At 68.4% G+C, this 23456-nt stretch carries 16 protein-coding genes and 1 pseudogene; 11 read left to right on the plus strand and 6 right to left on the minus strand.

Annotated elements, in window-relative coordinates; translation table 11 throughout:
* Positions 1-38: 38 nt before the first annotated feature.
* Positions 39-368 (plus strand): annotated as a pseudogene (locus tag EEJ42_RS52955) (hypothetical protein); the annotation flags it as partial.
* Between the two features lie 155 nt (positions 369-523).
* Here the strand turns inward: EEJ42_RS52955 and EEJ42_RS19445 are convergent.
* Positions 524-1558 (minus strand): hypothetical protein, encoded by a 1035-nt coding sequence (locus EEJ42_RS19445; RefSeq protein ID WP_123101248.1) that lies wholly within the window; start codon positions 1556-1558, stop codon positions 524-526.
* Positions 1559-1755: 197 nt separating this feature from the next.
* On the opposite strand from EEJ42_RS19445, the gene EEJ42_RS19450 reads away from it, so the two are divergent.
* The 4 genes from EEJ42_RS19450 (at position 1756) to EEJ42_RS19470 (ending at position 7449) form a co-directional block, all read left to right on the plus strand.
* Positions 1756-2019, plus strand: coding sequence for a helix-turn-helix transcriptional regulator (locus EEJ42_RS19450; protein ID WP_067078083.1), 264 nt, complete (start codon positions 1756-1758; stop codon positions 2017-2019).
* A gap of 169 nt (positions 2020-2188) precedes the next feature.
* The gene (locus tag EEJ42_RS19455) at positions 2189-3028 is read left to right on the plus strand and encodes a DUF6083 domain-containing protein (RefSeq protein WP_123101250.1); all 840 of its coding nucleotides are present in this window, start codon (positions 2189-2191) and stop codon (positions 3026-3028) included.
* Between the two features lie 129 nt (positions 3029-3157).
* Positions 3158-4621, plus strand: a complete 1464-nt coding sequence (locus tag EEJ42_RS19460; protein ID WP_123101282.1) for a UvrD-helicase domain-containing protein — start codon at positions 3158-3160, stop codon at positions 4619-4621.
* 785 nt (positions 4622-5406) lie between these two features.
* The gene (locus tag EEJ42_RS19470) at positions 5407-7449 is read left to right on the plus strand and encodes a tetratricopeptide repeat protein (RefSeq protein WP_184503166.1); all 2043 of its coding nucleotides are present in this window, start codon (positions 5407-5409) and stop codon (positions 7447-7449) included.
* 252 nt (positions 7450-7701) lie between these two features.
* Here EEJ42_RS19470 and EEJ42_RS19475 read toward each other — a convergent pair whose 3' ends face one another.
* A complete protein-coding gene (locus EEJ42_RS19475) occupies positions 7702-8412 on the minus strand; it encodes an HNH endonuclease family protein (RefSeq protein ID WP_123101256.1) in 711 nt (236 codons plus the stop codon).
* A 267-nt stretch (positions 8413-8679) separates the two neighbouring features.
* Between EEJ42_RS19475 and EEJ42_RS19480 the strand changes: the two genes are divergently transcribed.
* From EEJ42_RS19480 to EEJ42_RS19495, 3 genes are all read left to right on the plus strand, one after another.
* Positions 8680-9306, plus strand: coding sequence for a helix-turn-helix domain-containing protein (locus EEJ42_RS19480; RefSeq protein ID WP_123101284.1), 627 nt, complete (start codon positions 8680-8682; stop codon positions 9304-9306).
* A complete protein-coding gene (locus EEJ42_RS19485) occupies positions 9306-11420 on the plus strand; it encodes a hypothetical protein (RefSeq protein ID WP_123101258.1) in 2115 nt (704 codons plus the stop codon). Before EEJ42_RS19480 ends, EEJ42_RS19485 begins: the two co-directional genes overlap by 1 nt.
* 810 nt (positions 11421-12230) lie before the next feature.
* Positions 12231-12446 carry a hypothetical protein gene (locus EEJ42_RS19495; protein ID WP_184503167.1) on the plus strand — a complete coding sequence of 72 codons (216 nt, stop codon included), beginning with the start codon at positions 12231-12233 and terminating at the stop codon, positions 12444-12446.
* Positions 12447-12838: 392 nt separating this feature from the next.
* On the opposite strand, the gene EEJ42_RS19505 is transcribed toward EEJ42_RS19495, so the two are convergent.
* Entirely contained in the window at positions 12839-14722 is a 1884-nt protein-coding gene (locus EEJ42_RS19505; RefSeq protein ID WP_123101264.1) for an ATP-dependent nuclease, read from the minus strand.
* A gap of 320 nt (positions 14723-15042) precedes the next feature.
* Between EEJ42_RS19505 and EEJ42_RS19510 the strand changes: the two genes are divergently transcribed.
* The 3 genes from EEJ42_RS19510 to EEJ42_RS19520 all read left to right on the plus strand — a co-directional run bounded on the left by EEJ42_RS19510 (position 15043) and on the right by EEJ42_RS19520 (position 21649).
* A complete protein-coding gene (locus tag EEJ42_RS19510; RefSeq protein ID WP_123101266.1) occupies positions 15043-16197 on the plus strand; it encodes an exonuclease SbcCD subunit D in 1155 nt (384 codons plus the stop codon).
* Entirely contained in the window at positions 16197-19232 is a 3036-nt protein-coding gene (locus EEJ42_RS19515; RefSeq protein ID WP_123101268.1) for an AAA family ATPase, read from the plus strand. Before EEJ42_RS19510 ends, EEJ42_RS19515 begins: the two co-directional genes overlap by 1 nt.
* 140 nt (positions 19233-19372) lie before the next feature.
* Positions 19373-21649 carry a DEAD/DEAH box helicase gene (locus EEJ42_RS19520; protein ID WP_123101270.1) on the plus strand — a complete coding sequence of 759 codons (2277 nt, stop codon included), beginning with the start codon at positions 19373-19375 and terminating at the stop codon, positions 21647-21649.
* A gap of 79 nt (positions 21650-21728) precedes the next feature.
* On the opposite strand, the gene EEJ42_RS19525 is transcribed toward EEJ42_RS19520, so the two are convergent.
* The 3 genes from EEJ42_RS19525 to EEJ42_RS19535 form a co-directional block, all read right to left on the minus strand.
* A complete protein-coding gene (locus EEJ42_RS19525; RefSeq protein ID WP_123101272.1) occupies positions 21729-22148 on the minus strand; it encodes a hypothetical protein in 420 nt (139 codons plus the stop codon).
* 119 nt (positions 22149-22267) lie between these two features.
* The gene (locus EEJ42_RS50975; protein WP_044582627.1) at positions 22268-22465 is read right to left on the minus strand and encodes a hypothetical protein; all 198 of its coding nucleotides are present in this window, start codon (positions 22463-22465) and stop codon (positions 22268-22270) included.
* Between the two features lie 218 nt (positions 22466-22683).
* The gene (locus EEJ42_RS19535; RefSeq protein WP_148081994.1) at positions 22684-23370 is read right to left on the minus strand and encodes an RNA polymerase sigma factor; all 687 of its coding nucleotides are present in this window, start codon (positions 23368-23370) and stop codon (positions 22684-22686) included.
* Positions 23371-23456: the final 86 nt, after the last annotated feature.

Genomic DNA, 23456 nt, shown 5'->3' on the forward strand with positions numbered 1-23456 from the left:
GGTAGGACCGCCGCAGCAATGCGGCGGTCCTACCCGACCAGGCGGCGAAGAACGAGTGCGGCCTGGACCAGTACGAGGTCCGCCGGTATCCGGGCTGGCACCGCCACATCACCCTGGCCATGCTCGCCCACTGTTTCCTCGCCGCGATGGTCGCCCACGCCGTTGAAAGGGGGGCCGGAGAAACGGTCCGAGCAGCCTCGTTTCCCTCACCCTGGCAGAAGTGCGACGGCTCATGGATCTTGCCCATCTCCCAGCAGCCCACCTACTTCGGACCGAACACCGGCTCCGCTGGTCGTACTGGAGACGACACCACCAAGCCGTCGCCCGCCACTTCCACTATCAACGCCGCACGCACCCCGATCGGGTGAGTCACGAACCACCGCCGCCATGACCACCCGCCAACCCACTACGCTCGAGAAGGCGCTGTGACCAGCGAAAATGGAGAACCGCAACTGGAGTACTAGGGGCATGTCCTTTGACAACCTCGGTGCTTGTGACCACTGGCTTGGCAGGCGGGGGCCGGTCATGCGTCAGGGGGTGGCTCTGGGGGCAGATGCCAACGCAGTTCACCGGCCTCCGCAAAGCGTTGCCAGCAGTCCAGGAGGCGTGCGCGGACGAGACGGTCGAGCAGCTCTTCCACCTGCCCCAGGGAGAGCCCGCACAGGCGGGTGAGCAGGTCCACCTCCACGCTGCCCGACTGGCCTGGGGTATGCACGGCCAGCGTCAGCGTGGTGAGCTGCACCGCGGGCGGCGCCTCGCGCGTGGCCGCGAGTGGGATCGGGTGCAGGGCCCAGTGGGCGGCTCGGGCGCGAGCGCGGCGGGGAGGGGCCTGGTCAAGGACGGCGGCATCCAGCAGCTGTGCCACAACGCCGCCGTATGTCCGCCGTGCGGTGGGGGAGAGGCAGCTCAGCCACCCGGCGTGGGTGAGTTCGTGCCAGGGCGCCGCGTATCCGGCCAGCCGCATGCTGCGCAACAGGCCGGCCGGCAGGCGGACCCGGCCGCCGGCATCGGCACGCAGTGCGCATTGCACGGCCAGAAGCCGGGCGGTGGGCGAGGAGAACCGGGGGAGCGCGGCAGCGAGGTAGGTGAGCATCTCCCGCACCCGCACCTGCTCCTGTGGCCCGGGAGTGTAAGGCCTCCGCGGACCGTTGATCCGGGCACAGCATGCCGCCGGGGGAGCGGTGATAAGGATATTCGGGACCACGGACGCCTGTTCGGTGGCGGCGGCGCAGGCAGCGCAGGCATCGGCCAGGCGCCATCGGCGCCCGCTTCGGTCGCCCGTCAGGACCAGGAGGACGGAGCCGGCGCAGCCGCGGTGGCGTGGGTGCCAGTGGCAGCCGCGGGCCTGGCACTGGCAGGTGCGCAGATGATCCGGTACGGCGTTCTCATGGGCGTGCCGGGACAGATGGGCCAGCGCGACTGATCGTGCCGAGATCGCCGCGACAGGGTGCGGTTGGGGCGGGCACTGGGAGCAGGCCAGCATCGGTCCGCCCGGCTGGGGGCGCAGTTCCACGGTCCAGGTGCGCCGCACCGCGATGTCGGTGGGGGAGAGCCTCATCGGGCCCGGCGTCCTCCTGTTCGGTCCGCAGTGGTTCATAACGCCCCGTTCCCGGGGCTGGTCGGGGCGGAGGTCGGCCGCACCCGTGGTGCAGACCCCCGCACTCTTGCAGAGCCGGTCGAGACTGTTCCGTATCGGCTCAGATAGTGCAGAAGTCTGCACTGACAGGGCGAGGTTCTGCGCCGTCGGATGGGGCAGTGACGATCTTCCCGCCCGATCCCAACCTCACCGCGCTGCGCGTGCAGCTCGCCCGGCTGAGGGATGAGCGCGGCTGGACCTTCGACGAACTCGCCGAGCGCAGCGGCCTGTCCCGTCGCACCGTCATCGACCTCGAACACGGCCGCACCACCGGGTCCGTCACCACCTGGCACGCTCTCGCCCACACCTTCGGCGTCCCCCTCGGCCCCCTGCTGGGCACCCTCTGCGACGGCCACACCCCACCCGCCGAACCCCCAGCCTGACCCTGCCGCGCCGACCCGCCCGCGCCGCGCACACATCACCCGAACCGACGAACCATCGCCGAACGCCCAATCGGTCCTCGTACGCACGTCCATGCGTACTTGGGCTGTCCGCGCGAACCGCACGGCGCCACCCTGCCCTTCCGGCGCGGCCTCTGGCACGGTCACCGCTATGCAGCCCACCCCCGCCACCGGGGGCCGTCACCGGGACGGCAGCCCCCGCCACCGCTCCCTGCGCGTCGCCCCCTACAGCCCCAGCCGCCTGCTGCGCGCCGGACAAGGAGCCCGCTGCCGGCACTGCGGCCACCGCCTGGAGTGGTTCCACACCAGCAACGGTCAGCCGATCGCCCTGCACCCCGCCGAGATCCCAGCCACTACAGTTCCGGAATCCTGCCGCTGGCATCTCAGCTGCGGCACCGCCTACCCCAGCGGCGACGGCAGCGCATGGTGCCGCATCCCGCACACCCTGCTCTGCCCCCACCACACCGCCCCCGCCCCGCTCAGCGCGCCCCTGCAAGCGGCCCGCCGTCAGCTCGCCGTCCGCACCCGCCGCCTCCAGGCCCACACCTTCACCCCGCCGCCCTCGCCCCCTGCTACCAAGCCGCGTCCGCAGCCCTGCCGCCCGGCCCGCCCGGTCGTACAGATCCTCTACACCTGCTACCTCGCCGCTCACCCCATCGAGGAGCTGCGCTGCGTGGCCCAGACCCGTCACCGCCACCGCTGCCCCAGCCCCATCCTCGCCACTACGCCCGGCACCTGGACCCTGCTGCCCACCGGACCAACCCACGGCCAACTCGCCCTGCCTCAGCAGCTGATGGCCGTATACAACCTCAGCCACCTGCCCTGCGCCGAGCAGATGCGCTGGCGCACCCAGCGCTGCCCCGCCCACACTGCCGCGCCCGGCGCCGCCGACGTCACCCTCCCCGGCTGGGAAGTCTTTGACCCGCTCCTGCACCACCGACACATCCACAGCCGACTGCCCAACGCCGCTCGGCAACACCACCCCCGCTGACGGCCGCACCACCCGCCAACCACCCTCGGCCATCGCCGTCCGCCGAGACTTGACCACCCGTCCGCCCCAGGCGCCGCACCCCCAGTGCACATCGCCGGCGCCGCCCCGCCATCCTGGACCGCCTTCGTGCTGAACCCCACCGATGAACAGGCCGCCGCAGCCGACGTTTTCCGCGCCGGGGACCACCTGGTCCTCCAAGCTGGCGCCGGCACCGGCAAAACGACCACCCTGGCTCTCCTGGCCAAGGCCACTACCCGCCGCGGCCGCTACCTCGCCTACAACCGCGCCATCGCCCAAGAGGCCGCCACCCGCTTCCCCCACACCGTGATCTGCAAGACCGCGCACGCCATGGCCTACGCCGCCATCGGCCACCGCTACGCCCGCCGCCTGGGCGGCCCCCGCCAGCCCAGCTGGCGCACCGGCCAGGCCCTGGGCATCACCAAACCCGTCCGTATCGGCGGCCGCGACATCAGCCCCCGCACCCTGTCCAACACCACCCTGCGCACCGTCACCCGCTTCTGCCACTCCGCGGACGACCACCTGTGCCCCCACCACGTCCCCCGCCTGCGCGGCCTGGAAGGCGACGACCACTACGCCCAGTTCGCCGAGACGATCGTGCCCTTCGCCCGCAAGGTCTGGGCGGACCTGCAGCACCCCGAGGACGGCGTAGTCCGCTTCGACCACGACCACTACCTGAAGATCTGGGCCCTCACCCGCCCGCAGACCACCGCCGAGTACCTGCTCCTGGATGAGGCCCAGGACACCAACCCCGTGGTCGAGCAGATCTTCACCGCCCAGCGGGATCACGCCCAGCTGGTCATGGTTGGTGACTCCGCCCAGGCCATCTACCACTGGCGCGGCGCCCGCGACGTCATGACCGGTTTCGACGGCACCGCCCTGTCCCTGTCCCAGTCTTTCCGCTTCGGTCCCCGCCTGGCGGCCGAGGCTAACCGCTGGCTCGCCCTCACCGACGCCCCGATCCGCCTGACCGGCAGCGAGACAGTGCTCACCGAAATGGGGCCGGTAGAGCAGCCGGAGGCGGTGCTCTGCCGCACCAACGTCGGAGCCATGGCCACCGTCATGGACCTCCTGGCCACCGGCCAGCAGGTCGGCCTGGTCGGGGGAGGGGGCAGCCTCCAGGCCTTGGCGCTGGCCGCCCGGGACCTGAAGGAAGGCCGCCGCACCGGTCACCCGGAACTGGTGCTGTTCACCTGCTGGGGCGAGGTCCAGGACTACGCCGCCCACGACCCGGCCGGCCGCGACCTCCAGCCCCTGGTCGACCTCGTCGACACCCACGGCACCGACGCCCTGCTCATCGCCATCAGCCGCATCCTCCCCGAAGAGCAGGCCCAGGTGACCGTCTCCACCGCCCACAAGGCCAAGGGCCGCGAATGGCTCCGCGTCCGCATCGCCGACGACTTCACCCCGCCCGAAGACAGCGATGACCACGACGAGACCGGCGCTCCGGTGCCCGGCCCGATCGACGACGGCGAAGCCCGCCTGGCCTACGTCGCCGTCACCCGAGCCCGCCGGCAACTGGACCTGGGCGGCCTGTCATGGATCAACGATCACCCCGCCGGAAATCCGCAGTGATCGTACTGCCCCGCACCAATGCCACCGAGCACTTGTCGATCCACCCGTTGGGCTAGGTGTGCTGTCCCGGCACGTTGGTGACGGGCGACGCGCCGCTCGCAGCTCGAGCTTGCCAAGAGGCAGAAGTTCTTGGGCCGCGGTTTGTCGAGCCTGAAGGCGGCGAGGATCACACCCCGATTCGCGTGGCGCAGCCCGCACTCCGTCTGCCTTGTCCCGGAGTATGGAACTGCGTTGCTTGCGGAGGCCGTTCTGCACGGTGCTGCGCGCCTCCAGTCAGCAGACCGCTGGAGAACCGGTACCAGGGGAGAAAGGGCGAGTATGTCACCGAGTCGGAGAATCACAGTGATAGTTGCCGCCTTGGCGGGGATTGTGTCGACTCCGCTCTTCTGGTTGCTTGACGGGCCGGATACTGGTCAGCTGGTGGGAGCTTCGATTCAGGCTGCCACCGGGGTGTGTGCGTTGGTATGGGCGTGGCTTCAGCCGGCTGTGCCTCCGACAGACGGCCCGCAGGACGCAGCTGTGCGGACCGGGCGTGCTGAGGCGAGTGATGGGGGTAGGGCGCACACGGGTATTCACCGTCGAAGCGGTGCGGCCAGCGGTGCGGCCCGCGCGCAGCACACCGGGGATGCCATCGCTCGAGGCCGGGGCAGCAGTGCCGGCACTGGCATCGACTACACCGGCTGAAGCCGCATGGCGTTGACTGGAAGGAGGGGTCGGCGATGAGGTGGCGTCGGACGAGGCGATCGTCCCGCTCTCCGGCCAGCAAAGATACATCGGCGAAATCCGTGAGCGTCAGCGAAAGTGGTGATGCCCTCGCCACAGGCGGCGGCGAAGCGCTGAGCGGATATCGGGGCCCCGACCCGCGATCCTCATCGAACGCCGAGGCAGCCGTGACCGTGGAAAGGTCGGGGAACGCCTCCGCTTCGGCCGCGCATGCGGTCGCCATCAGTGGACACGTCAACCAGCTCATCGTTCCCCCTCTCGCTCCACAGGCTCCGGTGGTCTGGCCACTACGTTTGGGATCGGTACCTGCTCTGGCATCCTCGTTCCAAGACCGGACGGCGGTACGCGCCCGGATCGACGAGGCCAGGACAGGCCACGCCACGGTGGTACTCACCCAGGTCCTCTCCGGCGGCGGTGGCGTGGGCAAGACCCAACTCGCGGCCGCCTACGCCCACCAGTCCCTGACTGAGGGTATCGAGTTGGTCGTATGGGTCGACGCCAGTGAAACCGAACAGGCCGTGGCCGTTTATGCCCACGCTGCGCGCTGTGTGCAAGCCCCGAACCTCGCGTTGAGTAAAAGCCCGGAAGACGAAGCCAGGGCGTTTCTCCAATGGCTAGCAACCACCCCGCATTCATGGCTGATAGTCCTCGACGACATCACCGACCCCGACGGAATGCAGCCATGGTGGCCACCGCCCTCGGCCTATGGCCGTGGCCAGGTCCTGGCGACAACCCGCCGTCACGACGCACTACTGTCCGGCGGCGGCCGAGCAGTGGTAGACATCGACACCTACAGCGCAGAAGAAGCCGATACCTACCTACGCGAGCGCCTCAACTCGGCCCACGCGACCCACCTGCTGGACGAGCAAGCCGAGGCGCTGACCAAGACACTGGGCTATCTGCCACTGGCGCTGTCGCACGCCGCCGCCTACATCATCAACGAGGACGTTCCCTGCACCGACTACCTGAACCGCTTCAACCACAGTGCCGCCAGCCTGGACGACTTGTTCCCCCGCCAGGCAGACACCGAAGGATACGGGCGACAAGTGGCCGCAGCACTCCTGCTGTCTTTGAATGTCGCCCAAGCCTGCGAGCCCGTCGGCCTGGCAACCCCCGCGCTACGCCTGGCAGCTGTCCTGGACCCCGCAGGACACCCCCATTCGCTGTGGGCGACCGACGCCGTCAGCCGCTACCTCAGCGCGCACCGCCCCGCGTCTGCCCCTGCCGGCGCGTCCACCGAGGCCGGCCCCACACAGGCCCGCGCAGCACTAAGACTCCTCCACCGATACGGCCTGCTCACTGACACAGCCCAGGCCGGCCCACGCGCCGTGCGGCTGCACGCTCTCACCGCACGCGCCGTGCGGGAGCACACCCCGAGCGATACGCAGCCGGACGTGGTGAAAGCCGCTACCGACGCACTGACCGAGCTGTTGGAGGACGCCCCCACGAACAATGGGGAGGACAGGACCGTGTTGCGGACCAACATCGACAGCCTCGACGCGTACGCGGGAGACCTGCTGTGGGAGGTCGAAGGACACCACCTCCTCCGCTGGGCCGGACGCGGCTGGTCTCTCGCCTCCGCGGCGGTCCCGTACTGGCAACGACTGACCGCCACCAGCGAGCGACTGCTGGGCCGCTCCCACCCCAAAACCCTCATCGCTCGGCGCGATCTCGCCTGGACCTATTTCCGCGCCGACCGTTTCAAGGAAGCCTTCGCCCTGCTGCGGGAGGACCTCCCTCACCAAGAGCAAAGGTTGGCCAGGCACTTGGCGGCCCGCCGGCTTCGTCAGAAGCCCATCGATACCGTCGCACTGCTGGAGGACACCCTCGCCGTGCGCGAACGGTTGTTGGGGCCCGAGGACCCAGCAACCCTCACGTGCCGAGTCAACCTCGCTCTTGAGTACTGGCAGAGAGGCAAGACTTCGGATGCCGCCCTGCTTCTGGAACGCGTCCTCATAGACCGGGAGGCCACGCTGGGCACCCACCACCCACGCACCCTCTCGGTTGCCAACCGACTCGAAAGTTGGCGGAGCGAACACAAGAAGTACTGGTGGAGCAGCAAGCGTCTGCTCGCCCGTGCTCACCGAGCAGACAGTAACGGATGACAGCCCCGCCCCACGACGAGCCGACAGCACTTGCCCTCGACACGGCCATGACGCGCCGCGACCGGAGTGATCCCTGGACGAGCGCTCCGGTCGGGTGGGGGTGGCTCTCACTCAGGGCTCTGGCGCTCCTTCGGCTCTCATACAGCCGGGGAGACGAAAAGTATCTCATATTGATCTTGTCTGACGCCGTGAAACGACCCCTCATGAAAGTGGCGCAGTTCGACTGACCGAGAGTCGGTCGAGAGGCCCGTTTCAGGGCGCGGGTGTGAACGTCACAGTCGCCTCCTTACACCCCTTGGCGACCTGGTGGAGGGCTTTGGTCTCGGCGCGGTCGGCGTTGAGGTTCCAGCGGAGTTTGGTGGTGACCCAGTCGGTGGCGTAGGTGCACAGGGCGTCCTTGGGCGGTGGGAGCCATTCGGCGGGGTCCTGGTCGCCCTTGGAGCGGTTGGAGCCGAGGCTGACCGCGACCAGTGAGCGCTCGGCGTCGAGGTCGTTGGCGTAGGCCTTCCGCCGTTCCGCGGTCCACTTCGAGGCGCCTGAGTCCCACGCCTCGGCCAAGGGAACGACGTGGTCAATGTCGAGCTTGCCCGCGTCGGCGATGGTCTTGTCGTCGTAGTACGAGCGCCAGGTGCCGCCGGTCAGTTTGCAGTCCTCGCCCTGTCGGGGCTTCTTGACCGCCTCGGCCAGGAGGACTTCCTTGCGGGTGTCGCAGCCATCGTGGTCGTCGTCGACCCACAGCTTGAACTTCTCCCTCTCATACTCCGTCCGGGACTCGCGGGCCACCTTGAGCTTCCCGATCGCCTCGGTCAGGGACAGTCCGCTGTCGTTCTTCTCCTCGGACGAACCGGAGCTGGGCGCTGTGGGCTTGGTGTCGTCGGGGGAGGGGTCGGTGTGGGTGCAGGCGGTCAGGGTCAGCAGCAGGGTGAAGCAGGGCAGGATCGTCAGGCTGTGGGTGCGGTGCATCTCCCGTCAGGTGATGCTCATCAAACCATCCGGACCTACCACATCCCACACGCTGGCCGACCAGCAATCCCCCGGAAGCGCTCGGTGCAGGTGTACCCGGTGCGTTCACCACCGTCTCAGACCGTGAGTGCTCTTGGGCCGTGGCTGCCAGCACCCCACTACGCCGCGCCTTTTGGGCGGGCACGAGCGGTTTGACGTGAGACCTGTATCTCACTAACGTGAGTCCTCGATCAGATATTGGAGTTCGCTTGATGGGATGCGGTGACTGTGCTGCTGACGACAGGCCAGGCGGCGGAAGAGCTCGGCTGCGCCATCACCACCTTCCGGCGGCTCATCCGAGCCGGACTCCTGCCCGGCCTGTCGCGGCGAGGCGTCCGCGTGATGGTGCCCTTTGAGGCTGTCCGGGCGTTGCGCGACCGGCCGAGAGCGCCGCTGGAACGTCTTGATGCGCCTGAAATCGCGGTGCTGCGTGTCGATACTGCCCAGCCCGCGCAAGAACCTGACCGGGCCTGGATCGGTTTCTCCGCCCAGCTGCCGCCCGATGACATCCTCAAAGCACTGCGTGGCTGGTGGCGGTGTGATGCCGCGAGCGTGGCGGCCGGGGGAGTGCTGCCAGTCACGCTCTCCGGCTACGTCATCGCCGTGCTCACCCGCCTCGACCGCTGGGAGAAGAACACTCGTGGTCGGCACGCGTTCACCGACGCCGTCCTGGCCGGCTACGTCACCGACCTGGTGACCCCTACTACCTCACTGACCGGTTCGACGAGCGTGGACCGTACCCTCGCCGACCAGTTCCTGGGTAAACGGCTGGGCTCGCACTCGGGCGGCGCCGTCGCCTACGTCACCACCAACACCGCCACCGCTAACCGACCCGCACCGCCCAAGGGACCGTGATGGACGCCAAGACCTACAACGCCGCCCTCAGCGAGCTGCGCACCCTGCGGGACGAGATCAAACGGGCAAAGGCAGCGCTGGCCAAACTCGAAGCCGAGCGCGACAAGCGCATCACCGCCATGGCTGCCTACGCCAAGGCCAAGGCGGAACGCATCGGCCCCGCTGCCGGACTGAGCCTCGCTGAAGTCGTCGCGACCGCTCCCACCCTCGCACCGGAGAGCCTCACCGGCTCCTCGGAGCAGCCACCAGCCACCACCGCACCTGACACCTCCGCCCATGGCCCTGCTCCGGCTGCTTCCGAACCGGCCGACGAAACACCGGGAGCGCAGGCACCCGCCATGGCCAGCCGCCCCCAGCAGGCAGCAACCGTTACGACCCTCCATGAGCCAGCCGCCCCTGCCGCTGCGCTGCCACCGCCGACCAGGGCCAGCGCCCTGCCGGCCCTCCCGGAAGGACCGCAAGGAGACGCCTGGTTCACCCACACCGCGAACCTGGCCTCTACACGGCCGAACTTCACCCAGCAGGCACGCTCCACCGTCTTCCTCGACGCTGCCACCGGAACCCTGGTCCACCACGACCGCACCCTGCGCCTGGACCTGAGCACCGCCTCAGCCGGGGAAATCCTCACCGCCGTCTTCCACACGATCCCCGAGGGCGTGGAGCGGATCTACATCACCGCCGGCGACCCATGGCACCGCCAAGCCGACCACTACCCCTACCTCAAGGACGCGGTCGCAGCCTGGCTCAACGCCCCCACCCCCGGCTGGCGCACCGACACCGGCCGCGGGCGTGACCGCATGGCCGGTCACTTCGTCCACCCCCGCAACCCCGTCGGCCGCTACCAGCGCGAAGGCAGCGAGCACCACGTGGAGATCCGCTCGGTGGGGGAGTGGTTCGACGTCGACGGAGCCGACCCCGCCGTCGTCCGGGACGCCTTCGTCCTGCTGTGGAAGACCCTCCGCTCCCACTGGCCCGACGCCGTCATCATGGGCTCCCCCTCCCAGACCGGCCGGGACCTGTGGACCCGCACCATCCCCACCCGCGGCCAATTCGCCGATGGCTACCCCGTCCTGTCCGAAGAACTCCGCGGCCTCCTCCACGCCACCGCAGGCCAAGGCCGCACCGAACTCCTCACCCCACCCGACGTCCCCAACCAACTCCCCGGCCTCGTCGAATACGACCGCACCTTCGCCTACGCCAAACACACCTGGAAATCCGCCGTCGGCACCCCCTGCCGCATCACCGCGGCCACCTTCGCCTCCTGGAGCGAGAAAGAACAGACCAAAGCCCTCTTCGGCTGCGGCCACTGGCACGTCCGCGTCACCGTCCCCCACGACTGGAACCACGTCGGCATCCTGCCCGCACCAGCCCCCGGCGACCGCGCCTGGCACTACCCCAAAACCCCCGGCACCACCTTCACCACCTGGGCCGGCGGCCCCGAAATCCACACCGCCCTCACCAACCCGCTCACCCCGTGGAAGATCGAAATCCTCGACGGCATCCTCTGGGACGACGGCAAACCCCTGGACGACTGGTCGAAAAACCTCAAAGACTGCTGGGCCCGCCTCACCACCCAAGCCACCATGCACGGTGACGAGCACCAACGCACGGCCGCCCACCTCGCCTCCCGCGCCGTGCGCGCCATCCTCCTCTACGGCATCGGCTCCTTCGCCCAACGCCCCCGCATCGTCACCGGCACCACCCCCCGCACCCTGGAACGCGACGTCCCCACAGACGCCGAAATCATCGGCTTCGACGACCAGACCATCACCTGGCAACGCCCCACCGGCTTCGCCCGCGACCCCCACGCCCACCCCGAATGGGCCGCCGGAATCTGGTCCGCCGCCCGCGCCGCCCTCCTCTCCCAGCGCATGCGCGAAGACAACATCTACGTCGGCGCCCTCCACGCCCCACCCGGCACCGTCATCGCCTTCCGCACCGACGCCCTCTACCTCACCGCACCCCAGAACTGGCCCTACCACGGCCAGCCCGGCGACTACCTGCACAAAGGCCACCTCACCGGCCCCATCCCCGCCCCCACCACCGAGGAAGACCTGCTCGCCCTGCGTGACGCAGGCCGCACCGCCCTCGCCCAGACCCCCAGCGAGGCCTGATGCCACCCCGTAACCGCCGCCAGGCAGCACACGAGCTGAACGAAGCCGCCCGCCTGACCGAACAGCTCCGCGCCGCCGGCTACACCAAACGCGACGTTGCCCGCATCATCGGCCGTGACCCCTCCCTCGTCTCCCAGTTCTACACACGCGGCAAAGGCGCCGCCTTCGTCCCCGCCCTCCAGCACATCCTCCAAGCAGTCCAGACCGCCGGTATCACCGACATCGACGAACTCGCCGCCCTCGCCGGCCCTCGCATCACGCGTCGCACCACCGCTAGCGGTACCCGCGCCCGCGTCCGTACCAAAGCTGTCCTCATCACCCCTACCGGCACCGGCACCGGCCGCGTCGCCGCCGCCGCCATCGCCTCCGGTTCCACCCGTCTACGCCCCCTGATCGCCGAAGCCGCCCGGCGGGGCCTGCGCCTGGCCTTCACCGTCCGCATGCCGAGAGCCGGCTACGTCCACCCCTCCGGCAGCCGCACCGACTCACCCGGCATCCGCCGTGCCGTCATCCAGCGTGCCGACCNCTCACCCGGCATCCGCCGTGCCGTCATCCAGCGTGCCGACCACACCGAGGAACGCTCCTATGGCGCAGCCACCACTGGTGGCTTCGACGCCGCAGACTTCGCCCGCCGGGTGGATGCCGCCGCTGGCGATGTCACTGCTGCCGTCCACCAGTGGCTCGTCGAAACCGGCCGCATCCATGAAGACGCTCACATCTCCCACCTGGAGATCCGTACCTGGCGCCCTCGCTGATCGGCCAAGAGGGGCTTCATCGACCGAGATGCTGAACTTCCGGCTCCTGATGCACATGATCAAGATCGACCAACACGGGCACTACGCCGACCTCGACGGCCGGATCAGCACGGCCTGCTTCGCCCAGGGCCCCAGGTTGCACCCCTCGCAGCGCCGTCCGGTCCCCGAACCAGCCAGTGGTATGGACACCCGTCTGGCCTACATCGCTGTCACCTGCGTGGGCCGCCTTTCTCGACCGCTGCGGCCGGCTCTCGATCGTTACGTTTCCTGACAGCTTTCGCTGAGTAACCGCCGGTGCAGATCCCGCCCCCGCCCGGCGAGGGACGACTTGCCGCTGATGCCCACACAGCGTCGCTACCCGGCGTCGATCTCGTGCAAGCCGTCCGGAGGCTGATGTCAGTGCTGTGGGGAAGAATCAGCAGTGATGGAGGGAGGCGAGCATGTCTGCGATGCACGATGATTCTGACCTGCGTTTACCTGCTCCGAGTGGCTGCCGGTGGTGCGGGGTGGACGAGCGTGAGCACATGCAGCGGTGGAAGCCCCCGGTGGGCTGGCACAAGTGGGAGCCGCCGACGCTGGAGCAGCGTAAAGAGCGGATGAAGGCACGCCGACGCCGTCCCGGTGCGCCGAGGCCCGGGACAGGGCAGGCATTAATGGCCAGCTTTATGCTGCTAGCATCCTGAGCTGTTCGAAGACGGTTCGCAGCTGCTCGGGCACATCATTGGGGTCCTCGAGTGCCATGGCGAGCTCATACATCATCTCCGGCTTGCCGCCCGGACCTTCAGGACTCTGCTGCTGCAGGAGTTCCTGAACGCGTGCGCTGAACTTGCCCGTTCCGCGCTGTGCAGCGAAGTCAGCGGCCGTCCAGTCAGCGTCGGTGCGCCTCCAGATTTTGTTGGCCACTTTGGCCCAGAGCGTGTCGGGGAAGATCTCCTCCAGCTCGTTGAACTGCTCGGTGCCTGCCTGACCCGGCTCGGGTTCGCCGATGAACTTCACGAAGTCGGGTGCCGCGTGGCCGAAGAACTCGGTCAGTTTGGCGGGCTTGAAGATGCTCTTACGGACGTTGCGGCTGTCGGCGTCGACGACCAGCATCATCGTCCGGCCGTGCTGGGCGAGGTAGCGGGCCAAGTGGAGGGCGCCCTCGTTGTTGAAGCACGCCCACAGCGCGATGCCGGCTGCTTGAAGGGAGATCCCCTCGCACAGGCGGAACAGCAGAGGGAAGGCGCGCTGCTCGGTTTCCCCCTCCACGGCCAGGAAACAGCGTTCGTGCAGCAGAACGGAGTTGCGCAGACCAACCGCTGCGGCGATCCGGCTCAAGTGCAGGTCGATGTCTACTCCGACCACCCCGGCGCCCAGACGTTCGACGGTGGTGCGGTGATCGTGCAGCTTGAGGTGGACCACGTCGGAGATGTCGACGCCGTCGATGAGGTTCATCGAGTGGGTGGCGACTATGACGTTCACATGCGGCAACGCGCTCTGCTCCCGGATGAGCTGCATGATCTTGCGCTGGTGGTGATAGTCGAGGTGAGTATCGGGCTCGTCGTAGACGACGATGTTCTGCACCGGGGGCGGTTCAACGTCGGCGTCGCCGGTGGCGCCAGGAGAGGGGTCGCTGCTCTCCTCGTCGGCCAGCAGTTCGCTGGTCCACTCCCAGACAGCCAGCGAGACCCGGCGGTTACGGCCCAGGCCGGAGCGCTCCAGCCCCATGACTTCCCCGGCAGTGCGGGACATACGCAGCGGTGCCGAGCGGAAACCTTGCCCGAAGGAGATCTCCGGCTCTACGAACACCTCTTCCAGGTCCGGGCAGCGGGTGCCGATGTGGTCGCACAGTGACTTGGCATCGATACGCAGCCGCTCCTTGACGTCGTCCTCCAGATCATGCAGACGCCCGCTGAGTTCAGGATCGGTCATATGGGCCTGGAAGCGGCTGGTGAGCGCCGTCTTCACGGCAGCGTCGGGGTGTGCGGTCTTCCCATCGAAGGCCAGTAGACGTGGCATGCGCTTCTCCAGCCCCGTGGGCGCCGACTGCCACCCCTCGGTGCTGGAGTGCTCTGCGATATGGGTACGCAAAGCGGCTTCCAGGTCCGCCCGCCGCTGGCTGGCGGGCTTCAGGCCAAGCTCGGCCACGAGCTCCTTGAGGGCGGGAACCAGGTGGGAGGAAAGATCTCGTAACCGCTCGTCATCGGCCAGCGGCCCGAACAGCTCCAGATGCGGAACGAGATCCTCTCCCGACCGCCGCCGCACCCGCACCTGGGCAGGCAGGTCGAAGACGGACTGCTCCCAGGTATGGAGCGTGAACGTTCCGGTGACCGTCGTCGTTGCGCAACGCCCGCTGATGGGCGGCGTATCGCCGTGACCGGGCTGCTGCACGTAGGTACGGTCGTCCTGCTCCAACTTGCGCGCACCGACCAGGAAAGCGAGTGCGTCCAGTACCGCGCTCTTTCCGCCATCGTTGTGGCCGGCCAGGATGGTCGGCCTGCTCACCGGTATGTCATCGATATCCCTCAGGGAACGGAACCCGCTCACCGCGAAGCTGATCAGATGCACTGCCTACCCGCTCCGTACCCTCGTCCGCCCTCACTGGACTGGCGCGCATCGTCAGCAAGCCTGCGTGGGGCGTCACTTCCGTCTCGAACGCACCATCCTAGGACCTGCCGAACCCGGCTGCACCGCCAGTCACCACGATTGATCAAGCCGAATCGATCCGCCGCTCCCTTCATCACGCGGTCCGCAGGCGGCCCCTCTTCATGACAAACCGCCCCGGGCGCCTGCACCAAGACCGTCATATACCCCAAAGTTCTCTCAAAGGAGACTGTTTATCGGGAAAGCATCACGCCCCAGCCGCCTCATAGCTACGGTCAGTGTTCATGCGGATCCTGCACACCTCGGACTGGCATTTGGGCCGTCAACTCCATCGCACGCCGCTCCTCAAGGAGCAGCACGCCTTCTTGGAGCATCTGCTGGAGACGGTGCGGCGAGAAAGCGTTGAGGCTGTGGCCGTCGCGGGCGACGTGTTCGACCGCGCCATCCCGCCGCTGGACGCAATTGACCTGTTCAACTGGGTCCTTGGAGAACTCGCCGATCTCCAGGTGCCACTCGTCATGATCAGCGGCAACCATGACTCGCCACGCCGGCTGGGAGTCAACGCCCGGCTCATCGAGCGCGCCGGGATCCACCTGCGGACCGGCGTGGAGGACTGCGCCCGCCCCGCCGTCTTGAACGACGAGCACGGACCGGTGGCCTTCTACGGCCTGCCCTACCTCGAGCCGGGCCTGGTCCAGGCACACTTCAGAGCGGAAAAGCCCAGTCATCACGCCGTGCTCAGTGCGGCCATGGACCAGGTCCGCGCCGACCTGGCAGCGCGTCCCGGCGGCACCCGGTCGGTCGTCCTCGCCCACGCCTTCGTCACCGGAGCGGACACCAGCGAGAGCGAGCGCGACATCACCGCCGGCGGCGTTCCCTCCGTCTCTGCCTCCGTATTCGCCGGGGCCGACTATGTAGCGCTGGGGCACTTGCACCGCTGCCAGCAAGTCAGCGAGCGCATCCGATACAGCGGATCTCCACTGGCCTACTCCTTCTCCGAAGCAGATCACCCCAAGGCCATGTGGCTGATTGACCTGGACGCCCACTCCCGCCTCACGGCACGCAAGCTCCTATGCCCGGTACCCCGCCACATGCGCCAACTGACCGGCGCTCTGAACGACCTGCTGATCCGCCCCGAGTACCTCGAGTACGAAGAGTGCTGGCTGCACATTACGCTCACCGACCATGACCGGCCGCACATGGCCATGGAACGCCTGCGGCAACGCTTTCCCCACGCCTTGAAACTGAGCTTCTCCCAGGAGCAGCACACCAACGACGAGTCCTACCGGACACGCATCAACGGCCGCACCGACCACGACATCACGCTGGGCTTCCTTCACCACGTCACCGGCGCTCCGGCCACCGGCCCGGAGCAGGACCTGCTGCAAGAAGGACTGGAAAGCGTCCGTACCGAAGCCGCCGCGCGAGAGGCCAGCTGATGTATCTCCACCACCTGACCGTCCAGGCATTCGGCCCGTTCGCGCGCACGGAAGACGTCGACTTCGACGCCCTGACCAGCAGCGGCCTGTTTCTGCTGCGCGGCGACACCGGAGCGGGGAAGACCAGCATCCTGGACGCGGTCTGCTTCGCCCTCTACGGCACCGTGCCCGGCATCCGCCCCACCCACCGCCTGCGCAGCGACCACGCCCCCACCGATACACGCACTCGGGTCGTCCTCGAATTCAGCGCAGCCGGCCGCCGCTTGAAAATCACGCGAACGCCCAGGCAGACCTACCCCAGCTCGCGCGCCAAAAGCGGCGTTGCCACCGCCGAAGCCACCGTGCAGCTTCACCAGCGGACCGGCACTGCGGACAGCCCCGCAACGTGGGATCCGGTCTGTGCCAACCACCAGGACACCGTCAAGGAGATCGAGGCGGCCCTGGGACTGTCCAAGGAGCAGTTCTGCCAGGTCGTCCTCCTACCCCAGGGAGACTTCGCGAAATTCCTGCGAGCCGATGCCAAAGACCGCGCCGTACTGCTCCGCCGGCTCTTCGACACCGGACGCTTCCAGGAACTGCAGGCATGGCTCACCGACCGCAGCAAGACCACGAAAAAGGATCTCGACCAGGTCGCCACCGCCGTACAGCAGCTCAGCGAACGCATCGACCAGGAGGCAGCCCCCTTCCTCCAGCAAAGCGACACCGACACCGACGCGGACCAGCCTGCCCGGCCCGACGCCCAGCACCCCGCCGACACCCTCTCCTGGGCCCAACGCCTGCTCACCCTCGCCCAAAGAGCCCACCTCACCGCCCTGGCCGACGAAGAACACAGCGACCAGGCCCACCAGCAGGCCAAAGACCAACACCAGCGTGCCACCGAACTCGACAACCACCAACGCCAGCACAACCACGCCCTCGCCCGACGCGCCGCCCTGGATGACAAAGCCGCCGACCACCCACGCCTACGTGAAGACCTTGACAAGGGCCGCCGCGCCGAACACCTGCGTCCCCTACTCGACGGCCTTGAGCGCACCACCCTCGCCCTCCAGAAAGCCAGGACCGCCGAAGGCGAAGCCCGCACGCTACTGCCTGCCGCCCACCGCCATGACGAGGTTGCCCAGCTGAGAGCAACCCTCGAACAGCACCACGCCGAGCGAGGCCGCGTCGAAGGACTGCTGCCGGACGAGCAGCGCCACGCACAGCTCGGCGCACAGATCGCAGAACTCGACATCAAGGAACAGCAGGCACAAGCCGACCTGGACGAGGCCGCACATTGGCTCACAGCATGGCCCGCCTTGGAAGCCGAGCACACTGGCCTCCTGGAAGGCATGGTCAAGGCCGCGGATCAAGTACCGCAACGGGAGAAGACCGTCCAGGCGCTGGATACACAGATCGAAGCGGCTCGCCACCGCGACACTCTCGCGACCCGGCTCGCCTCAGTCGCAGAAACCGAGACCCAACGCGAAGCTGAAGCACTCCAGGCCAAGAAAGACTGGCTCGACCTGCGCGAACGCCGTCTGGACGGTATGGCCGGAGAACTGGCCACCCAACTCACCGAGGGAACCCCATGCTCGGTGTGCGGCTCGACCATCCACCCAGCTCCGGCACAGCCACGAGCCGACCAGCCCAGACGCGAGGACGAGGACAAGGCCCGCACCGCCCATGAACAGGCCGAGGCCGCGCACACCCAGGCCAGCCGTGCCCGCAGCGAACTCGCCACCCAGCATGCACAGGCGCTTGGAGCAGCAGGGCCCACCCCTCCTGACGAGCTCGAGTCACAGCTTCAGGAAGCCCGGAAAGCCCACCAAGCCGCATGCGACGAAGCCGCCAAGCTGCCCTCTGCCCAGGAGGAGCTGGCCCGGCTCCAGAGTGAGTGCGACACCCGCACCCAGCAACGCCAGGAAGCCAAGGACCGGCTGACCGAATGCCAGCTGCGCAGCAAGGCCCTGGCCCAGCAGCAGATCACCATCGCCAGCGCCCTGGACACCGCACGCGGCACCGCCGCGACCCTCGGCGATCGCATGACCGAGCTCACCCGCGCCGCGGAGCGCTTGACAAGCGCCATCGACGCCGCCCAGACGACAGCCGACGCGGCCGACCGCCACCGTGACGCGACTGCCGCCGCCGACCAAGCAGCCCAGGACGCCGGCTTCCCCACCCGTGAGGAGGCCGCTGCCGCACTGCAATCCCCAGCCCTCCTGCAGCAGTGGAGCAAGGAACTCGAGCAGTGGGACAAGGACGACGCCGTCGTCACCGACACCCTGAAAACCCCGGACCTGCTCGAGGCCAGCATCCAACCTCCCGCTGACCCGCAAGCCGCGGCCGATGCTCTCCTGCGAGCCGAAGGCCGCATGAAAACCACCGCCGGCGCGTCCCAGCAGGCCCGTGACCGTGTCACCGCGCTGACCGGACTGATCGCCGACCTCGAAGCCCGCCTAAGCGACATCGAACCCCTTCAGGCGCGCCACACCCTGGCCGACCGCCTCGCTGGCGTCATGTCAGCCACCACCACCGCCAACACGCGCAGCATGGAACTGGAGGCCTACGTCCTGGCCGCACGACTCGAAGAGATCGCCGACGCGGCCAACATCCGACTGCAGGCCATGACCTCAGAGCGCTACCTCCTCCTACACAGCGACGAGAAGGACGTCGGCCGACGCGGACGTCTCAAGGCAGGACTGGGACTGAGAATCCTCGACACCTGGACCGGCACCGAACGCGAAACCTCCACCCTGTCCGGCGGCGAGACCTTCACCGCCTCCCTCGCTTTGGCCCTCGGCTTGGCCGACGTCGTCACCCAGGAAGCCAGCGGCCGCCCCTTGGGAACCCTGTTCATCGACGAGGGCTTCGGCACCCTAGACGACCAGAACCTGCAAGACGTGATGGACGTCCTCGACCAGCTGCGCGCCGGCAACCGAGCAGTCGGCATCGTCAGCCATGTCGCCGAACTCGGCCGTCGCATCCCCAGCCAGCTGAACGTGATGAAACACCGCAACGGCTCCACACTGCGCCCCTTGATCAGCGCCGATCTGTAACTCCAAAATCACCGCCCGAGGCTTCACCACCGCCTGCATGCTCTCCAGCCCCATAACCTGCACCCAGAGGGCGGGACACCCCCTGCCTCGCCCTCCCGCCCAGCCCATCCGCCGAACCAGCACCGGAGCGGTACACCCCCATGCCCCCTTCCGACATCACACTGCGACCGCACCAGAAGGAAGCCGTTGCAGCCGTCGCCCAGACCCTGCGGGACAACGCGCGGGCGAGTGTGATCGCGGCGTGCGGGACCGGAAAGACTCTGATCGCTGCCCGCACCACCGCCCGCATCACCCCTCGCGGGAGAGTGCTGGTGCTGCTGCCGACACTGGACTTGCTGTCCCAGACAATCCGTTCCTGGCGGGCCGCGGGTCGTAAGGGCACCGTGGTCGCCGTGTGCTCGGCCCGCCAGGCCCTCGACCACGAGCCGCTCAGCGCCAGCGTTCCCATGACCACCGATCCCGGCGAACTCACCACTCTCACCACACCCCAGCCAGGCCCGGTCACCGTCTACGCCACCTACGCCTCCCTGCCCGCCGTCGTCACCGCCCACCGCGACCACCACCTGCCACCTTGGGACCTGACAGTCATCGACGAGGCCCACCGCACCGCCGGACGCCTCGGCAAGGCATGGGCCGCGATCCACCACGACGACCAGGTCCCCGCGGCCCGCCGCCTCTACCTGACCGCCACCCCCCGCATCTGGGACCCCGACGACGCCCAGGACGCCGACGGTGCTGAGATGGTGGCCTCGATGGACGACGAAAGCCTGTTCGGCCCCGTCGCCTACCACCTCAACCTCTCCGACGCCATCGACCTCGGCCTGCTCGCCGACTACCAGATCCTCGTCCCCGTCGTTACCGACCAAGACCTGCGCGACTGGCTCGCCACCGGCCCCGGCGCCGGCGTCGACGCACTGCGCCTGGCCGGCCGCCAAGTCGCCGCACTGCGAGCCATCCAGGACCACCGGCTGCGCCGCATCCTCACCTTTCACCACCGCGTTGCCGACGCCCGCGCCTTCGCCACCACCCTGACCGACACCGCCGCCACGCTTCCCGCCGAGCTGCGGCCCGAGGGGCTGTGGGCGGACTGGATCAGCGGTAGCCACGCCCCCCAGGTCCGCCGCCGCCTCCTGCTCGAGTTCACCTCTCACACCACCCTCGACGCCCCGGCCGTCCTGTCGAACGCCCGCGTCCTGGGGGAGGGCATCGACGTGCCCGCCATCGACGCCGTCGTCTTCGCCGACCCCAAGAACAGCCCCGTCGACACCGTCCAGGCCGTCGGCCGCGCCCTGCGCCAAGAGCCCGGCACCGGCAAGAAGGCCACCCTTGTCGTCCCCGTCTACCTCACTCCCGACGAAGACCCCGACGACCTGCTCGGCGCCGACGCCTACACCCCGCTGTGGCGCACCATCCAGGCCCTGCGCGCCCACGACGACCGCCTCGATGCTCGCCTGTCAGACCCCCGCACCCACCGCCTCACCACAGCTCCCGAAGACCCCGACGCCTGGCTCCGCTTCGACCGCCCCACCCAGGCCGACGAAGTCGCCCTCGCCCTCTCCCTGCGCGTGCTGGCCCCCAAGAGCGCCGAATGGCGCCGCGGCCTCGCCGCAGCCCGCCGTTACCGAAACACCCACCACCACCTCGACGTCCCCCAAGCCTACGAGGACCTCGCCGGCTACCCCCTGGGCCGCTGGCTCACCTGGCAACGCCACCTGCACACCAAAGGCACCCTGGACGCCGTACGCGTCCACGCCCTTGAGCGCCTCGGCATCATCTGGGACCCCCGCCAGCAGGCCTTCGACCGGGCCCTGGCCCACGCCGCTGCCTATGCCGCCCGCCACGGCCACCTCGCCGCCCCCGTCGAGGAAGTCCATGACGGCTTTCCTCTCGGCCGCTGGCTGGCCACCCAACGCACCCGTGCCGGAACCCTCACCGAGCAGCGCGCCGCTGCCCTCACTGCCCTGGACCGGTGGTGGAACCCGCCCTGGCCAATCACATGGCAACGGGCCTACCACGCCGCCCGTCAGAGCCTGGCAGACAACGACACGGCCTCCCAGACGCAGACATGGCTTGAAGCCCAGCGCGCACGTTTTGACCACCTGCACCCCGAACAGAGAGGTCTGCTCGCGCAGTTGGGGCTTCATGGAATGTCCGATGAGCCCGCTGTCGCAGCGCCGGAGAGCCTCCTGCCCGCGCGCGAGCGTGCCTTCCAGCGTGGGCTGGCCGCCGCCCGGATGTTCCGCGAGCGCGAGGGCCACCTCGACGTCCCCCAGCGGCACGTCGAGGAGATCGAAGGCGAGGAGGTGCGGTTGGGACAATGGATGAGCAACCTTCGCCGCCGCCGCTCCCGACTCAGCCCACAGCGGCAGGCTGCCTTGGCCGAGCTCGGCCTACAGATCCAGGATGCGCCGTCCTGATTACTGCACTTCGCATTGCGACGTCCGCTGAACGTCCCGTCGGGTTTCCTTCACACCCATGTGGTTTTGGGCGGTGAGGTCAGGGCTGGACAGTCCCGTGTTGCGATGCGGGAAGGGAGCTGGTCTCGGGGGTGCTCAGCGGCGCAGGCACCTCGGGCGGCAGTACGAGAGCAGGCAACATGATCTGCCCGTCGACGTAGCGGGCGGTGCGGAGGCGTCGGTACCAGGCCCGAAGCCCCGCCCGGATGAGAGCGCGTCGGGAGGCGCGGGCACGCCGGTTCCAGTCGCGGCGCTGCGCTTTCCACTGCCGGTGTTGGATGCGGTTCGCCTGCATCGTTACGGCGTCTGCGGACTCGCCGGGGTGCATGGCTTTGACCACGATGGCGATGGCGGCCGCGATCGTACGGATGAGCACGATCAGCATCGTGAAGAGCAGCAGCGGCAGTACGACCTTCATCGGCGTACCCACGGCTACCAGGTCGGAGATCAAGCCGTTCATGTCTTCCTTGGCGTCGGGGTCTTACACGAAGCCCAGCGGATGCTGGTCCGGTGGGGAAGGGCCCCCGAGCACCCCGGGGGCCCTTCGCTACGACTCCGTACCTGGCGCTCACGAAGTCTCTACAGCCGGGCGACCTGCCCAGGCAGGTCAGTACGCTCCGGCTCATCGGCGTCCGGGGCAAGGACGAGCCGAGGCAACTGGACGGCAGGGGCCGGCGTGAAGAGCCGGAGCACCCACGGCAGAACTGTCTTCCATCCGATGGCGGTTAGCGCGATCAGCAGAACGCCGAACGCGATCGGTAGCGTGATAAGAGGCACGTCAGACTCCTAGTTCTGACTGGCCCGCTCCTACCCCCGTAGGGATCGGGCCGGTCTCAGGGCCGCCCCCGCATCTGTTGGCGCAGGCCCAGGGGCGGCTTCCTTGTCTTTCCTTTCCGAAGTGAGGGGCCACCATCTCTCGGACCCTCAGGGGAGTGGCTAGCTCCCCCCGCCCTCGTACGGAACCTGACCGGTGGCCCGTACGGGAGCGGGGCGCTCTAGTCGCCCTCCTCCCGGGGCGGGGGGAAGCCGAGATGCCTGAACTTGCCCTCACGCCAGGCCTTCCTGACCTTGCGCATGGCCTTCCACTTCAGCGTGGCGACCGCAGCGGCGGTGGTGGGCGGCTCAAGCCATTCCGCGACGACGGCGTTCGCCTCCCCGAGGACCTGGGCGAGAACGTAGACGTCGGCTTCGCGCTTGGACAGCACACCGGAATCGCGGATTCCCTGCACCGTCTCGATCAGTTCGTGGTTGTAGGACAGGATGCCGTCGAGCTGCGGGTCGTTCACGCTCTTCGCCCGCAGAATCTCCAACTTCTCCTCGCCGACCAGGACCTCGATCGTGGCGCGCAGCTTGCTCAGTTCGTTCGTGACGCACCGGTTGAGGTAGGACTCGAGGTGTTCAACCGGGCCCTGGTTCCGCAGCGTTCTCTCAAAGCTGATGAGGATCTTCTGCCACATGTCCTCCGCCCTCGGCCGGCCGGCATTCTTGACCATCCGCGCGATGTGGAGCCCGCTGTGCTCCATGGCCTGAGCCAGCTGCGCGCGCGCCGTGTCGGAGAGACCTCCCGGAATGTCTGTCGAGGTCATGTCCTCGGTGGTGGTGAGCTGTCCCGCGCGGGCCGGCGGCCCTGCTACTAGCTCGGGGGATGCGGGGCGATCGCCGCCTTGCATCGCTTCAGCCATCTGGTGCTCCTGGTCGAAACGGGTGGGACACCACCTCTCAGTCGACCGGGAACCTCCTCATCACCATGCCCGGACACATCTCTTTG

This window comes from Streptomyces botrytidirepellens, assembly GCF_003721215.1.
In the GTDB taxonomy this organism is placed as follows: Bacteria; Actinomycetota; Actinomycetes; order Streptomycetales; family Streptomycetaceae; genus Streptomyces; species Streptomyces himastatinicus.